The sequence below is a fragment of the Reichenbachiella sp. genome, assembly GCF_033344935.1.
In the GTDB taxonomy this organism is placed as follows: domain Bacteria; phylum Bacteroidota; class Bacteroidia; order Cytophagales; family Cyclobacteriaceae; genus Reichenbachiella.
The window spans coordinates 875,914-891,245 of record NZ_JAWPMM010000001.1; the positions used below are offsets into that span (position 1 = coordinate 875,914).

Consider the following 15,332-nt stretch of genomic DNA (forward strand, 5'->3'; position numbering starts at 1 on the left):
CGGTATGTTTTATGCAACCATAGGTTTTGAACTTTACTTCAAAAAATCCTATGAAAACTATCAACAAAATTTTACTGAGCACTGCATTTATATTGCTTTTAAGCACCTATCTATTTGCAGGACCTAATGACGATTTGATCACCGCTTGTAGAGCGGGTGACTTTCAAGCAGCAAGCAAAGCGATTTCCGCAGGGGCTGATGCAAACGCATTGGACAAGGATGGTAAATCTGTCATTTCTAATGCTTTTTTCTGGCCAAAAATCACGCAGCTGCTTATTAACAATGGAGCGGATGTAAATGGTGGTAATTACCCCGCTATTATCAATGCTAGCAACAATTATTCTTTGGAAGTAATGGAAATTTTGCTCAATAATGGTGCTGATCCGAATTTGCCTGGATTGATACGTGACGAACGTATGAAACCAATATACGATCAGATTGAAATGCTGGAAACGCAAGCAGCTAGTGCAAAGGGAAAGAGTAAAAAAATATATGAAGACGGAATTGCTGCATTGAAGGCTCAATACGGAGATGCATTGACTGGTGGAATAAAAGTCTATGCACTAAACCTTACCGTTCAGGCTACCAATTGCGTGGAGTGCATAGATAAGTTGATGGCGAATGGTGCCAAGACAGATTTAGCTTCAGGCCAACCATTAATTCATATATATGCGGCTTATGGCAATTCCCGTCAGGCTAGAAAAGAGCTATTTGCTCAAGGCGTAGATAATATGAAAAAATTTGGGTTTAAAATTCCTGATTGGTATGGAGCATTGCCTGATGATGTGAATGCCAGAACAGAGGAAGTGCTGAAAAGAATCTTGAGCGCAGGGATAGCTATAGATCAATTAAATGACCAAGGACAAACTGCGCTTCACACGGCTTTGGCCGGTGGAGTAGGAAACAAGAAAGAAGTCATGTTGGCACTTTTGAATAATGGAGCAGATTTCAAAATTGAAGATCCCAAATTCGGTAAATGCTTCACTTTGGCAGCAAAAACGGGTGTTGTAGAGGTGGCAGAGGCTATGCTAGCCAAAGGTGCAGACATGGGAGAAACTTCTAAAATTTTAGATTTAACCATTGGTCAAAGCTTAAAAGGAGCAACACCAATCATTGCAGCCACCATGCATAATCATCTGGAGATGGTCAAATACTTAGTGTCTAAGGGAGCGAGCATCAAAGAAGATGCTGAGGGTTTTAGCTATAACATGTATACTGGATGTGCCACGGGAGTGAAAAATAAATCGGCTATCTACTTTGCCATAGACAATCAAAACATGGAAATGATTAAGTATATGGTAGAAGAAAGTGGACTTAATTGGTACAGACCTCTTAAAGTTAATCAGTTGAAAAAAACAAGTTATACTGATATGGGAAGCTACACGCAAAAAACGACCAAGTGCTATAGCGATGGCTCTTATATCCCTTCCGCATATGCGAAAAAAATTGGGCTAGGAGACATTTCTAAATATTTGAAAGACAATAAACTCTAAAAGCGATAAGGCAGTTATGAAAGCTAAAATGCTCATTCTAAGCATGCTTCTTCTAGGATTTATGCATGCTCATGCCCAATTGAGTGAAATTTATGAAAATAGGAAGTGGGATATTTTCTTTAACTATACTCAATTTCAATACGATCAAGGAGATGCCAAAGTGAAGTATAATTTTCTAAAGCCTTTTTATGTGAGGATAGGAACTGATAAAGTAGGTAGTGCTAAACCACATTTTAGTTGGCAAATTCCCTTAGGATCTGATGCACTTTGGTCATCGCTTATGGGTACGGATGACGAAAGTGGACTTAATAATCAAAGCCAATTGAACCAATATGGAATAAGTAGTGGTATTTTAGGTGTGTTTCAATTAAAGTTCAACATCGTTGGGAAGGATGATTTTGTTATAGCAGTAGGTGTGGAATTTGGTGATAATGCTACCTCCGAAAATTGGAGTGTAATCGTTGGCCCAGCTCTATTGATTGAAAAAGCAATGACCAATTTAATTGCACTTGGCATAAATATGAGTACATCAAAAGTCGTAGCTACTAATTCTGAACAGGGTGATGCAAAAGATATGTGGGTGACTAGTATTTACCCTAGAGTACTTTTCAAAAAAGGGTGGTATTTAGAAGCGGGTTTAATGTTCACTAATGAAGTAAATGGAATCAAATACAGTCGAACAGATTTCAACTTAGGGAAGTCATTTCGCTTCTAAGAAAATTGGGGTATGATCTATCATACCCCAATTTTACTAAAGGTATAAACTTAGCTCTTTGAAGCTATCCAATCGTTGACCATAACCTCTAGTAAATCAAGAGGAACGGCCCCGCTGGTCAATACCACATCATGAAATTCTCTGATGTCGAATTTTTCTCCCAATTTGGCTTGAGCATCAGCTCTTAGTTCTAATATTTTCAGCATACCGATTTTATAAGCGGTGGCTTGTGATGGCATCACTATATGGCGTTCCACCATTCTTACACACTCCCGTTCGCTACCTGAAGTATTGTTTTGGTAGTAAGCTATACCTTCTTCACGTGTCCATTTCTTGCCGTGAATTCCAGTGTCTACTACCAATCTGCAGGCTCTCCAAAGTTCCATAGCCAATCGCCCATAGTCAGAGTAGGGATTTGCATACATGCCCATTTCTTTTGGTAAAAATTCACAGTATAGTCCCCATCCTTCCGTGTATGCCGTATACCCACCAAATTTTCTGAATTTAGGAACTCCTTCCAGTTCTTGTGAAATACTACGTTGCATGTGATGGCCAGGAATGCCTTCATGATAAGCAAGTGCCTCCATTTCAAATTTGGGCATATTTTTGGAATCTGCAAGATTAGCATAGTAAGTGCCTGGTCGGCTACCATCGAGCGCTGGACTTTGATAAAATGCCTTGCCTGCTGATTGCTCTCTAAAAGCTTCGACCCTTTTTACTATCATGTCTGCCTTTGGTTTTGTGATGAACAATTCGTCCAACCTGGCTTTCATATTGTTGATAATGGTTGTGGCACTGTCCATATATGCCAATTTGCCCTCGTCTGTGTTTGGATAGTAGAATTGATCATCTTCAATAAGAAATTTGAAAAACTCTTGTAGAGTGCCTTCGAATTGTACCTTTTTCATAATTTCTCTCATTTCATTATGAATTCGGGCTACTTCCTTTAAGCCAATCTCATGAATCTCATCTGAGGTCAGATCTGTAGTTGTGGTTCTTTTTAGAGCAAAATTGAAATAAGCTGCTCCATTAGGAAATTTCCATGCACCGTCATCTGTAGTGGCTCTTTTCTCTTGTTCTGTCAAAAAAGAGATAAGAGACTCATATGCTGGCTTTACACCAGTCAAAAGCGCCTCATTGGCTTTGGCCAATAATTCCTCTCTTTCATCCTGAGATAGGGAATCAAGGTTTTCAATTTTTCCTGAAAAGTCTGCTAATAGTGTACTTGATTCTCCTGTTGTGAATGGAGCACCTTTCAGGATGTTTTCAGAGTCTGAAATGACTCGAGGAAATACAAACTTGGGAGGGACAATTCCATTTTCTTCTCTGGTTTTCAGATTGACGATCAATTGATCAAAAACCGTTTTTAACTTATTTAATCTAGAGATGTAAGCTTCAGCGTCTTCTTTATTTGTGATTTGGTGCATGTTGATCAAAAAGGCTGGTTTGCCTGAGTGCATCCCAAACATTTGATTCACGGGGTAGTTGTACAGCCTATATTTGAATCCATCAATTTGCTGCTCTGAATTCGCTACGAATAAATCGTAACTGACTTTGCTCATTTTGTCCAACGCATCGTAGTTGATGGAGTCTTTGAGCCATTGCAGCTCTTGCTTGGTTATTTCGAGTTCTGCTTTTTCATTTTCGTCTGAGTAGTCGTCCCATTTGTCTTGATTGTCTTTTATTCCAAGATAGGTTTGATACTCAGGGCTTCTGCTCAATCCATCAGTAAAAGATTTCTCAAAAAAGTCATTGGCTTTTTGAGATTCAGAAGCTATTTCTTCTGCTGAGTACGTCTTTTTTTCTTGATCTGGGTTGCACGCCATGATCAAGGCTAGAAGGAAAAATAGAGAGTTTTTGACTTTATTCATTTTTGTATTGTTTAATTGAGTTCGCAATTTATTGAATTGAAGCTAAAGCTTTTACTTGCACGTAAGGATACTTTTAGGGGTTTTGGTATTTTGCTTGACGTTAGATTATAACATTTTAATTCGAATGAAGAAACTGATACTATCTATCATTATCATTTCATTTTCAGAACAACTCTCTGCCCAAAGTCCGTCTAATGTTCCTGTTGGAGAATTTTGGATAGGATTGCAGTTTGCTGTGCCTGTTGGCACTTTCGCCGATGAAATAGACAGAAACCTTGGTTACGGAGGTAATTTGGGTGGGGTTTGGAATCCATCAAAAGTCAATAATTTTTTCCAAGTGGGTCTGGATTTGGGAATCAACTATATGGGGAAGGATAAGACTGAAATTAGCGGGCTTCCTCTCAAGACTACAGCCACATTAATTACGACTCATCTGATGACACGATTGAGAGTGCAAACCGATTCACATATCAAACCTTATGTTGATCTTTTGGGTGGCGGAAAATTTTTCTCAACTACTACTAAATACAACAACGATCTTTTCGATACGCTTTTTGATATTGAGGATGAGTCTGTTTTTGCAGATCAGACTAAAGGTGTTTGGAGCTATGGCGCTGGATTAGGTTTTTCATTTCGCAAACAAGCCTTTGGAGCTGATTTAAGGGTTTTATATCTGGCGAGTGGTCCTATGGAATATATTTCACCTAAAAATTTAAGACAGGATGATTTTGGAGACTTCTATTATGAACATCAGGAAATTAGTAGAACCCACATGGTCTTTCCTCAATTGAGTATCAGTTTTGATCTTTGAATAACAAAGGAAGCCATTTAATTATCTCATAGATTCCATGTAATTTCGGGATTCAATTACCTCATTCGAAAAATGAAAAAAATTGCCTTTGTTACCGGAGCAACTTCTGGAATTGGTGAAGCTATCGCCAGAGCACTAGCACCTGAATACACCCTAATTATTTGTGGTCGTAGAGTGAAACGACTCAAAAGTCTAGCAGATGAGCTAAGTAAAATTACAGATGTTCGAACTTTATCCTTTGACGTATCTGATGCTCAAGCTGTAAATGAAGCAGTGAACTCACTTCCAACCGAGTGGCAAAATATCCAGGTTTTGGTAAACAATGCTGGTAATGCGCATGGCAGGGCGCCTATTCATGAGGGAGATTTGGAAGATTGGGATGCCATGATAGATGGCAATCTAAAAGGACTCTTGTATGTAACTCGGGCCATATCTCCAGGTATGGTCGAAAGAAAATCTGGTGATATTATCAATATTGGTTCCATTGCAGGTAAAGAGGTGTACCCTGATGGAAATGTGTATTGTGCATCCAAATTTGGAGTGGATGCAGCTACCAATGGTATGCGAATGGATTTGAACCCCTATGGTATTAGAGTTATAGGTATCCATCCAGGATTAGTCGAAACAGAATTCTCGATGGTTCGCTTTAAGGGTGATGAGAATAAAAGTGAAAGTGTCTATAAAGGCATTACGCCTCTATACGCGGAGGACATTGCGGAGACTGTAAAATTTGTAGTAGGGCGGCCGCCTCATGTCACCATTGCTGATATTACGATTTTCCCAACGGCTCAGGCCAGCAGTACCATTGTTAATCGTCAATCCTAGGCAATATGATGGACTGGAAGCGTTTGATGTCATCAGCAAGAATTGGTGATAATAAAGAGAACAAAAACACAAATCCTCTTCGAAGTGATTTTGAAATCGATTATGATCGAATCATTTTTAGTGGCCCATTTAGGAATCTGCAGGATAAAACCCAGGTTTTTCCTCTGCCAGATCAGGATTTTGTACATACCCGATTGACCCATAGTTTGGAAGTTTCCAGCGTTGGGAAATCGTTGGGTAAGAATGTAGGAGCGTCAGTGATTGAAAAAAACGCTGACTTGTCTTACCTGACTCCTTATGATTTTGGAGCCGTGGTTGGCGCTGCTGCCTTAGCGCATGACGTGGGCAATCCACCATTTGGTCACTCTGGAGAGCAGGCTATCTCAGATTACTTTCTTCACAACAGCAAAGCTCAGAAGTTCAAAGCGCTCGTGTCGCCAGAACAATGGAATGATTTGATTCGATTTGAAGGCAATGCACAGGGCTTTAGACTATTGACAAAAAATCAAAAGCAAGGACTAAGGTTGACATTTGCAACCTTGGCTGCTTTTACAAAATACCCCTGTTCTTCTACTCTTCCGAACCGGGACAAGTCAAGAAAAAGCCAAAAAAAATACGGCTACTTCAAAGCTGAAGAAAGCGTGTTTTGCCAAGTGGCTAATCATTTGGGATTGATTCAGTTTGATGAAAATGAGAATATCTATGCCAGACACCCGCTAGCTTTTTTAGTGGAGGCCGCAGATGATATCTGCTATAGCATTATCGATTTGGAGGATGGTTTTGGTTTAGGTCTGGTGACTTATGAAGAAGCTAGAGATTTCCTGGCGGAGATATTGGGAGATCATTATTATCCTGAGAAACTAGAAAACATTGTTAGTGACAAGGAGAAAATTGGTGTACTCAGAGCAGTGGCCATCAACACGCTCATTCATCAAACCTCTGAAGTGTTTATGGCACACGAAGAACAGATTCTTAATGGATCATTTGACAAGGCACTTACTGACCTAATACCTGCTGCGGATACACTGGAAAGACTAAGTTCTTTTTCGGTCAAGAGAATATATCAAAGCAGACAAGTCTTGGAAAAGGAAGCAGCGGGATTTGAGGTGATAGACGGTCTATTGGAGTCGTTTATAGAAGCTGTTTTTTGTAAGTTTTATGATGAAAAAAATTATTCGGGGAGACATAAAAGTGTTTATCGTTTGTTGCCATCTGAGATTCAATTCAAATTAGATTGGGCAAAAAGTCCATACGAGTCTTTTTTGGAAATCACAGATTATATATCTGGCATGACCGATAGTTCGGCTGTCAAACAATTTAGAATTATGAAAGGAATAAGCTTGGCTTAAGGCCAAGACAATGTTTATCTTTCGAATAGAATGAGTACCATGAATAAAGATTGGCAATTACTTACGTTTCCGGATGTTTCCGATCTTTCGCAAGCGCGCGAACAATTTCATCAGGCCATTCAAAATGTAGCAGCTGTAGGGCGATCATTTTTACCTGCCAATGAGCAGGATGAAAATGCCAATTTGGAATGGGACTTTGGATTACAAAGAATAGTCGGTCGCTGGGTCGAAGCAGATACAAAATTCAGATCATCAATTAGTTTAAGAAAGTTTGAAGTATATCTCGTTGATGAGCATTTGCAGACTATTTCTTCGATCGCAATGGAGAATATTAGGCAAACGGACGTGATGGTTTGGCTGGAGCATGAATTGAGTAAGTTGGGGGCTGATTTTTCAAAAATTAATTTGAATTACCCTTATAAGATCCCAGAATATGCTACAGCAAAAGGAGAAGCTTTTCATGTTGAAAATATGGCCGCGGCTCAAGAATTGAGCAAGCTTTATCATAATACTGCTGCCTTGTTGAAAAATCTGGTTCAGAAGGAAGAAAATGCTTCTGAAATCAAATGTTGGCCTCACCATTTTGACCTCGCGGCAAGGATCACTTTGTTGGATACTGGTGATCCTGAAACTTCGAGGAGTATTAACATGGGGATGTCACCAGGCGATAAGTACTATGATGAACCTTATTTTTATTGTTCACCCTGGCCTTACCCTACAAAAAATTTGATTGATTTGAGCGATGTAAAAGGGCATTGGCATGAAAATGAATGGGTGGGAGCAGTTTTACCCGTCAGCCAATTGGCACCCTATAATCTGATTCAAGATCAGCGCAGATTAGTCATGAAATTCTATCAAACTTCTTTAAAATTTCTAAAAGAGGTTTTGTGATGGATATACACGATTCTTTACAATTGCCATGTGGTGCAGTGCTCAAGAATAGGCTCGCTAAGGCCGCAATGACCGAACGCTTCTCGGTTGGAGATTTAAAACCAAACCAAAGACACTATACCCTGTATGAAAACTGGGCTAAAGAAGGCTCGGGACTATTGATTACAGGAAATGTAATGCTTGAAAAAGCTCATTTGGAATCCGCTGGAAATGTGGTGATGCATAAAGAGTTTTTACCAGAACTGAAGAAGTGGGCAAAAGCGGCAACTTCAGGAGGTAATCATTGTTGGACTCAGATCTCTCATAGTGGTCGGCAGACTTCAATTTTCAATAATTTGAGACCAGTTTCCGCTTCTAATGTCAAATTAAAAAAGCTAGGATTTTTTGCGAAGCCTAGAGCTTTAGAGACCAGTGAAATCGAAGGGTTAGTTGAGAAATATGCCACTGCAGCAGAATTGTCGAAGCAAGCGGGATTTACAGGCATTCAGATACACGCGGCACATGGCTATCTTATTAGTCAATTTTTGTCACCTATTACCAATAAAAGAACTGACGAGTGGGGTGGAAATCTGGAAAATAGAACGAGGTTTCTATTTGAAATTGTCAAAGCTACAAGGAGTTGCGTAGGTCCTGATTTTCCAATAGGTGTGAAGTTGAACTCTTCCGATTTTCAGAAAGGTGGGTTTAGTGAGGAGGATTCGCTTTGGGTGATTAAACAACTTGAGGAATTGGGTATTGATTTGTTGGAGATCTCTGGAGGCACTTATGAGAATGCAGAATTTTTACTGGCGGAGAATGTAAGGCAATCAACAAAAAAAAGAGAGGCATATTTTCTGGATTTCGCAGAAAAGGTAAGGAAAGAAAGCAGTATTCCCCTTATGGTTACTGGTGGTATTCGTTCGCTTGAATTCTGCAATGAAGCCTTGAATGAAAATTTGCTGGATGTTGTGGGTATGGCAAGACCTTACTTGCTCTATGATAATTTTGCCGGTAGGTTTTTAGCTGGAGAGGTAACTCCTGGCCCCTTTTCTATAAGAACCGGAATAAAGGCATTTGAAGATATGGCAGAGGCGGGTTTCTATAATTTGCAATTGGACCGTTTAGGGCGAGGTAAAACAATCAATAAAAACTATTCAGCAGCGAGGTCAGCATTTCATTTGATAAAACATGAATTTGTAAAAGCGCTAGCCAATAAATTTGCAGGTTAGAGATTTAGCAGAAAAACAGATGACCCATCTAAAGTATTCCATAATTATTCCGGTTTATAATCGTCCTGATGAAATGAAGGAGATGCTTGATAGTTTGAAAAATCAAACAATCAAGCCATTTGAGATTATCTTGGTAGAAGATGGTTCGGATCAGAAGTCTGATTTTTTGATAGACAGATATGACTTGCCAATTAATTACTTCTTCAAAAAAAACACAGGGCCTGGAGATAGTAGAAATTTTGGAATGAAAAAGGCAAAAGGAGAATACTTCCTCTTTTTTGATTCAGATTGTGTGCTTCCTGAAGATTACTTCGAGAATTTGGACCATGCGATTGTCGAGATACAGCCAGATGCCTTTGGAGGGCCAGATGCTGCACATCCCAGTTTCTCAAATGTGCAAAAGGCGATTAATTATGCGATGACTTCCTTTTTTACCACAGGAGGAATACGTGGTGGCAAGAAGCAATTAGACAAATATCAACCCCGAAGTTTCAACATGGGACTTAAAAAAGAAGTTTATGAAAAAGTGGGTGGTTTTTCTGACATTCATCCGGGAGAAGATCCAGATTTAAGTTTTCGAATAATGGATGCGGGATACAAAGTTTCCCTGATTCGCGAAGCAGTAGTTTTTCATAAGCGAAGAATTGATTTTGAAAAATTCATCAAGCAAGTGTACAAGTTTGGTGTAGTTAGAGTGATTTTGAATCGTTGGTATCCCGGTACTGGTAAGGTGGTCTATATGCTACCGTCTCTATTTCTGTTGGGAACGTTGGGATTGCTGTTGTTGATACCCTCAACTGGAGGATATAGTTTATTGCCTTTGAGTTTGTTTATCGGGTTGATTGGGCTAGATGCCTGGAGGTCCAATTCTTTCATAGTTGCCGTGCTGGCTATTCCTGCAGCTTTTATCCAATTGTTAGGCTATGGGTTCGGTTATCTAAAATCTCAAATCAAATTGAATTTACTTGGCCAAGCCGAACGTCAAGTTTTTCCATCCTTTTTTTTTGACAAAAAATAAACCCCGACAGAAGCCGGGGTTCGTTTATTAACACTATTTCCTGCCGTCTACAGGATAAGCTATGAGAAAAAGGTTGCTATTTCAGTCATAGTTTCAAACCACCATGAGAGGTTCTGATTTGGCTATGTTCAACTCCCCAATAATCTTGTGGGCTAACACTTTGTCATCTCCAGTAAATTCCATGAGTATAGTTAGGGCGTCTCCCAAATCACTCGTCTTCTTCAAAGATTTGAAGTCAACTGAACTTCCATACTCATACTTTTTGGTTACAGAATTATACCAAATAAGATGCATAGCCAATGTGTTAACGTTACAAATAAACCTAATTCTAAGTGTTCGTATCTGCCAGTTTACTTTACTCAACTGTCAAATTCTAACTAAGTATTAAAAACGAACCGTCCTCAATACTAGTTGAAAACACTACGAGACGCCTACATTTTTCGACCTAAGAGGCTAATCTTACGACGGATTGTGTATTAGCAATGTTTAATTGCTCAATGATCTTGTAGGCTAACTCTTTAGAATCCTTGTCAAATTCCATGAGCACCGTATATGCTCTGGGATTATTGGCTGATTCAATTTCTAAATTAAAAGCAGCCACATTACCGTACTTGTACTCGTTTAGGTCAGGGTTATACCATATAAAATGCATATGCTTTTTAGTTTAGTAATACCCCAAAGTAAAGGAGGTTGGAATTTCGTTGCCTGCCAAATGAGTTAACTAAGCTGACAAAATTGACTGCCAACAGGCGTCAGGATGTTTAATTTTCGACCCAAAGCTTTAAATAACTGTCAGGATACTTTACAAGTCTGTCATTCGGGCCTCAGCTACTGAAAGGAGAGAATTGGGTGTTTACTCTTTATTAAAATTCATCGTGTCCACCACATATTGTCCTTTGATCTCCTTGAGTAAAATGACAACACGAAAGGTCCCAGACTTGGCGTTATACATGCCAATATTGTATTTCAGCCCTTCAGGAGAAGCGCCTTTATGTATGTAATCGAAATTTTCAACTTGGTTTTGCTGAAAAAAGTCCCTTAGTACCGATTCTGCCTGTATTCGACTATAGTTTGCCCCCGAATCGTCAATTTTCAATTCAGTTACCTCATTAAAATATTTGATGAGCTCCTTTGCGCTACCGGCGTTTAAGGCAAGTTTCACATTTTCCGTGGTTGACTGCCCATAACTGGCTATCCCGATGATTAGGGCAATGGCCAAAAGAAGAGACTTTTTCATAGTATTTGTTTTGTCTGAATGAAGCGAATATTATGCCAAGTGCACTAAAATTAGGCCTTTTCTCGAGGCATTCAAATATTGTGCGTTTAAATCGTTAAATGTGGGTATTCGTTTGATCCAACAAAATGAGTGTTGTTGCGTTAGGAAATGTAAAACTCAAAATTATGAAACTACTTCTTTGGCTTATTTTATTAGTAATCTGCTGGCCCTTAGCAATTGCACTTTTGTTTCTATATCCTCTCATTTGGTTGATTTTGCTGCCTTTTAGATTAGTTGGATTTGCGGTTGAAGGTGTATTTGCATTTATCAGAGCATTATTTATGCTGCCAGCTAGAGTGCTTTCGTAGTCTATTTTTTTATATCTCTAATAGGTAATAACAGGAACTGGTTATTACCTATTAATATTTAAGGTCAAAACTCATTGTAATGAATAAACTCGAACGATTTTTTTGCTATTGCTCAGGAGCTTCGTTGACGCTTCTCAATAGATGCCCATCCGAAAAAAGTAAGTATGTAGGAATGGGAGCAACTGTGTTTTTTACAGGATTGCTCGCGGCTATTTCCTCCGCTTATGCGATGTATTTCGTCTTCGATCAAATAGTATGGCCCATTGTCTTTGGTTTGGTATGGGGATTAATGATTTTCAATTTGGATAGATTCATTGTGCTAAGCATGAGGAAATCTCATGAGTCAAAGGAGTATATCCAAGCTATTCCACGAATGATACTGGCTATTCTAATCGCCTTGGTAATATCCAAACCACTTGAATTAAAGGTTTTTGAAAAGGAAATAGCAACCGAATTGGGACTGATAAAACAGGAATTGCTGGCAAGTAATGAAAAAGCGATTGAAAGCCGGTATAGCGCGAAGACAGATTCTCTTAAATCTGAAAGAGAAATGCTAAATGGAGCTATTGAGAAAAAGGAGATAATAAGAAACGAATTGCTGGACATAGCCAGGCAAGAAGCAGATGGTACTGGTGGAAGTGGAAAGGTGAACCCCGGTCCCATCTATCAAATCAAAAAAAGAAATGCAGATCAAGCCCAAGCTGAGTTAGATGAATTGATTGCGAAAAATGAATCCGTTGAACAACAAATTGACGCAGAACTTAAGCAATTGGATCTATCAATGAAAAATGACCTTAATCAAATTGAAGTGAATAACATCAATGGGATTTCCTTTCAGCTAACCGCATTGAATAGGTTGGGGGGTAAATATGATACCATTTATTACGCGAATGTCTTTATCATTTTATTATTTATCATGTTAGAAATTGCACCAATTATGGCCAAATTGATTTCACCCAGGGGTCCTTACGATGATTTGCTAGAAGTGCATGAAAAGCACTTTGAGAGCTACCGGAAGGAGAAAGTGTACAAATCAGACAAGAGGGTGGAAGAATATATAATGACTCAGGTTAATTAGCCGGAACTAATTTATCTCCTCTAAGGACAGGTACAAGATCATAAATGCTTTGCTGGACGCAAAACTCAATGTCTTTGATTACATGCAGTTTGTTTAGTCTTTTGGCATGCGCCGAATTTTTAACAGTTTCAAAGAGGTTGTCTTTGACGGACTGGTAATATTTCAAAGAAAGATGAGCCGTATCGCACGCTAAGTCGTGAGATTGCTCTAGCAACTCAACGAGAGCACCTGCAAACAGCGTGTCTTCCATGTTGGTTTTACCTTTCCATCCAGCACAGTGTACGATCACATCTTTGTCTTGCTTGGTGATATAATCAGCAATTGCTTTGATGTTCAAGAATGCCCCTACTAGCACTTCATCAGCCGAAGTAGATTTAGTAATGGCCAATGTGCCATTAGTTGTGGTGATTACGATAGGTTGACCTTTGATTTCTTCGTTCATATAACTGAACGGTGAATTATCCAAAGGAAAGCCATCTACTTGTGCGCCGCCTCGTTCTGCGGCGCACAAAAGGCCTTTTTCTAAATATGACTTTGCCTCATCAAGTGTAGCTACCGGTATGATTTCTTTTGCTCCATGCGCCATGGCTGTGACCATAACCGAAGTGGCTCTTAGAATATCAACTACAACTACTATTTTTCCTTCCAGATCATATAACCCTATGAGTTCTGGAGAGAGGCAAACGTCTATATTTCTTTTCAATCTATTTTTTATAAAGTGGTAATTTAGTGACTATGGCTTTGAGTGACTTATTTCTAACCTGGATGTAAATTTCAGAATCAGCCTTGTGATGCCCTACTTTCACGTAACCCAAGCCAATGCCTACACCCATTAAAGGAGACATCGTTCCTGAGGTAACTTCACCAATGATGTTTCCATCTGCATCAGCTATTTCATAATGCCCTCTTGGAATTCCTTTGTCTTCCATAATGAAACCAACCAATCTTCGAGTAACGCCTTCTTCTTTTTGCTTAGCAAGATTTGCTGAGTTTGTAAACTCTTTAGTGAACTTGGTCACCCAGCCTAAGCCTGCTTCAAGAGGTGATGTAGTATCTGTAATGTCATTTCCATATAGGCAATAGCCCATTTCTAGTCTCAAGGTATCTCTGGCTCCAAGACCGATAGGTAGAATGCCAAATTCTTCGCCCGCTTCAAATACCTTCTTCCATACCGCTTCGGCATCTTTGTTTTTGATGTATAATTCGAAACCTCCGGCGCCCGTATAGCCAGTGGCAGAGATGATCACATCATCAACTCCAGCGATCTTACCTTCAACAAACGTATAGAATTTGATCTCACTCAAATCTACATCTGTTAACTTTTGTAAGGTTTCTACTGCCTTAGGTCCTTGTACAGCGAATAGAGAATACTCGTCAGAGAGGTTAGTCATTTTTACTCCCTCTGTATTGTATTTTGAAATCCAGTTCCAGTCTTTTTCGATATTAGAGGCGTTGACAACAAGGAAGTATTTTCCCTCCGCCATTCGGTAGATAATCAAGTCATCTACAATTCCACCATCTTCGTTAGGCAAACAAGAATATTGTGCCTGACCATCTTCTAATTTTGAAGCATCATTACTGCTTACTCTTTGTATAAGATCTAAGGCTTTTGGCCCCTCAAGGAGAAATTCTCCCATGTGAGAAACATCAAATACACCTACGCTTTCACGTACTTGAATATGCTCTTCTTTGTCTGAGCTATATCGTACTGGCATATTGTATCCAGCAAATGGGACCATTTTTCCACCAAGAGATTCGTGGAGGTCATTTAGGGCTATTTTTTTGATATCCATGGTTGTTCAATTTAGTGCCGCAAATTTAACCAATAGGCCTAGAGCTCAAAAATATCTCCAAATCAATTCGGTTAGAATTTTATCAGAAATAAGGAGATGTCAAATTGATATTGATTTGGGTAAGATTATTATTAATCTACCTTTTCTACCACCAAATTGTGATTGGTATAGATACAGATATCAGCTGCGATATTCAGACTTTCTCGAACCATTTCTTCAGCAGACAGTTGACTGGCATGCTTTTTTAATGCCAATGCGGCAGATTGAGCATACATGCTTCCCGAGCCGATAACAGCTATGTCATTATCCGGTTCTAATACATCGCCAGTACCCGATACGACCAATATTTCGTCTTTGTCAGCTACAATCAACATGGCTTCCAATCTACGTAGATACCGATCCATGCGCCAGTCTTTTGCTAATTCGATGGCAGCTCTTTTCATATTGCCACCGTAGGAGTTGAGCTTTTCATCCATACGCTCTAACAGCGTAAAAGCGTCTGCGGTAGAACCAGCAAAACCGGTTACTATTTTGCCATCTTGTAGCTTCCTGATTTTTTTGACGTTGCTTTTCGCAACTGTATTACCAAGTGTGGCTTGTCCATCGGCGCCAATGGCTACTTGTCCATTGTGTTTGATCGCACAGACGGTGGTTGATTTTATTTTTGGGAATTTCGACATGTCTATTTGTTTAAAG

General features: G+C 39.4%; 16 protein-coding genes. 9 read left to right on the top strand and 7 right to left on the bottom strand.

Features of this window, described 5'->3' with window-relative positions:
• Positions 1 to 50 precede the first annotated feature (50 nt).
• Positions 51 to 1,493 (top strand): ankyrin repeat domain-containing protein, encoded by a 1,443-nt coding sequence (locus tag R8N23_RS03710; RefSeq protein WP_318170217.1) that lies wholly within the window; start codon positions 51 to 53, stop codon positions 1,491 to 1,493.
• Positions 1,494 to 1,509: 16 nt separating this feature from the next.
• Entirely contained in the window at positions 1,510 to 2,208 is a 699-nt protein-coding gene (locus R8N23_RS03715; RefSeq protein ID WP_318170218.1) for a hypothetical protein, read from the top strand.
• Positions 2,209 to 2,258: 50 nt separating this feature from the next.
• Here R8N23_RS03715 and R8N23_RS03720 read toward each other — a convergent pair whose 3' ends face one another.
• Positions 2,259 to 4,079 carry a DUF885 domain-containing protein gene (locus R8N23_RS03720; RefSeq protein WP_318170219.1) on the bottom strand — a complete coding sequence of 607 codons (1,821 nt, stop codon included), beginning with the start codon at positions 4,077 to 4,079 and terminating at the stop codon, positions 2,259 to 2,261.
• Between the two features lie 124 nt (positions 4,080 to 4,203).
• On the opposite strand from R8N23_RS03720, the gene R8N23_RS03725 reads away from it, so the two are divergent.
• The 6 genes from R8N23_RS03725 to R8N23_RS03750 all read left to right on the top strand — a co-directional run bounded on the left by R8N23_RS03725 (position 4,204) and on the right by R8N23_RS03750 (position 10,181).
• Complete coding sequence (locus R8N23_RS03725) at positions 4,204 to 4,890, top strand: outer membrane beta-barrel protein (protein WP_318170220.1); 687 nt, start codon at positions 4,204 to 4,206, stop codon at positions 4,888 to 4,890.
• Between the two features lie 72 nt (positions 4,891 to 4,962).
• The gene (locus R8N23_RS03730; protein ID WP_318170221.1) at positions 4,963 to 5,715 is read left to right on the top strand and encodes an SDR family NAD(P)-dependent oxidoreductase; all 753 of its coding nucleotides are present in this window, start codon (positions 4,963 to 4,965) and stop codon (positions 5,713 to 5,715) included.
• A gap of 5 nt (positions 5,716 to 5,720) precedes the next feature.
• The gene (locus R8N23_RS03735) at positions 5,721 to 7,064 is read left to right on the top strand and encodes a deoxyguanosinetriphosphate triphosphohydrolase (RefSeq protein WP_318170222.1); all 1,344 of its coding nucleotides are present in this window, start codon (positions 5,721 to 5,723) and stop codon (positions 7,062 to 7,064) included.
• Positions 7,065 to 7,103: 39 nt separating this feature from the next.
• A complete protein-coding gene (locus tag R8N23_RS03740; protein WP_318170223.1) occupies positions 7,104 to 7,955 on the top strand; it encodes a hypothetical protein in 852 nt (283 codons plus the stop codon).
• Positions 7,955 to 9,163, top strand: coding sequence for an NADH:flavin oxidoreductase/NADH oxidase family protein (locus R8N23_RS03745; protein ID WP_318170224.1), 1,209 nt, complete (start codon positions 7,955 to 7,957; stop codon positions 9,161 to 9,163). Before R8N23_RS03740 ends, R8N23_RS03745 begins: the two co-directional genes overlap by 1 nt.
• Positions 9,164 to 9,182: 19 nt before the next feature.
• Entirely contained in the window at positions 9,183 to 10,181 is a 999-nt protein-coding gene (locus tag R8N23_RS03750) for a glycosyltransferase (RefSeq protein WP_318170225.1), read from the top strand.
• A 93-nt stretch (positions 10,182 to 10,274) separates the two neighbouring features.
• On the opposite strand, the gene R8N23_RS03755 is transcribed toward R8N23_RS03750, so the two are convergent.
• The 3 genes from R8N23_RS03755 to R8N23_RS03765 all read right to left on the bottom strand — a co-directional run bounded on the left by R8N23_RS03755 (position 10,275) and on the right by R8N23_RS03765 (position 11,418).
• Positions 10,275 to 10,475, bottom strand: coding sequence for a hypothetical protein (locus tag R8N23_RS03755; RefSeq protein WP_318170226.1), 201 nt, complete (start codon positions 10,473 to 10,475; stop codon positions 10,275 to 10,277).
• 151 nt (positions 10,476 to 10,626) lie between these two features.
• Positions 10,627 to 10,833 carry a hypothetical protein gene (locus R8N23_RS03760; RefSeq protein ID WP_318170227.1) on the bottom strand — a complete coding sequence of 69 codons (207 nt, stop codon included), beginning with the start codon at positions 10,831 to 10,833 and terminating at the stop codon, positions 10,627 to 10,629.
• 201 nt (positions 10,834 to 11,034) lie between these two features.
• On the bottom strand, positions 11,035 to 11,418 hold the full coding sequence (locus R8N23_RS03765) for a DUF4783 domain-containing protein (RefSeq protein WP_318170228.1): 384 nt from the start codon (positions 11,416 to 11,418) through the stop codon (positions 11,035 to 11,037).
• 426 nt (positions 11,419 to 11,844) lie between these two features.
• On the opposite strand from R8N23_RS03765, the gene R8N23_RS03770 reads away from it, so the two are divergent.
• Entirely contained in the window at positions 11,845 to 12,843 is a 999-nt protein-coding gene (locus R8N23_RS03770) for a DUF4407 domain-containing protein (protein WP_318170229.1), read from the top strand.
• On the opposite strand, the gene R8N23_RS03775 is transcribed toward R8N23_RS03770, so the two are convergent.
• The 3 genes from R8N23_RS03775 to hslV form a co-directional block, all read right to left on the bottom strand.
• On the bottom strand, positions 12,836 to 13,546 hold the full coding sequence (locus tag R8N23_RS03775) for a 2-phosphosulfolactate phosphatase (protein ID WP_318170230.1): 711 nt from the start codon (positions 13,544 to 13,546) through the stop codon (positions 12,836 to 12,838). The two genes, R8N23_RS03770 and R8N23_RS03775, sit on opposite strands and share 8 nt — an antisense overlap.
• A 1-nt stretch (position 13,547) precedes the next feature.
• The gene (gene gcvT / locus R8N23_RS03780; protein ID WP_318170231.1) at positions 13,548 to 14,636 is read right to left on the bottom strand and encodes a glycine cleavage system aminomethyltransferase GcvT; all 1,089 of its coding nucleotides are present in this window, start codon (positions 14,634 to 14,636) and stop codon (positions 13,548 to 13,550) included.
• 131 nt (positions 14,637 to 14,767) lie between these two features.
• Positions 14,768 to 15,316, bottom strand: coding sequence for an ATP-dependent protease subunit HslV (hslV, locus tag R8N23_RS03785; RefSeq protein ID WP_318170232.1), 549 nt, complete (start codon positions 15,314 to 15,316; stop codon positions 14,768 to 14,770).
• Positions 15,317 to 15,332: the final 16 nt, after the last annotated feature.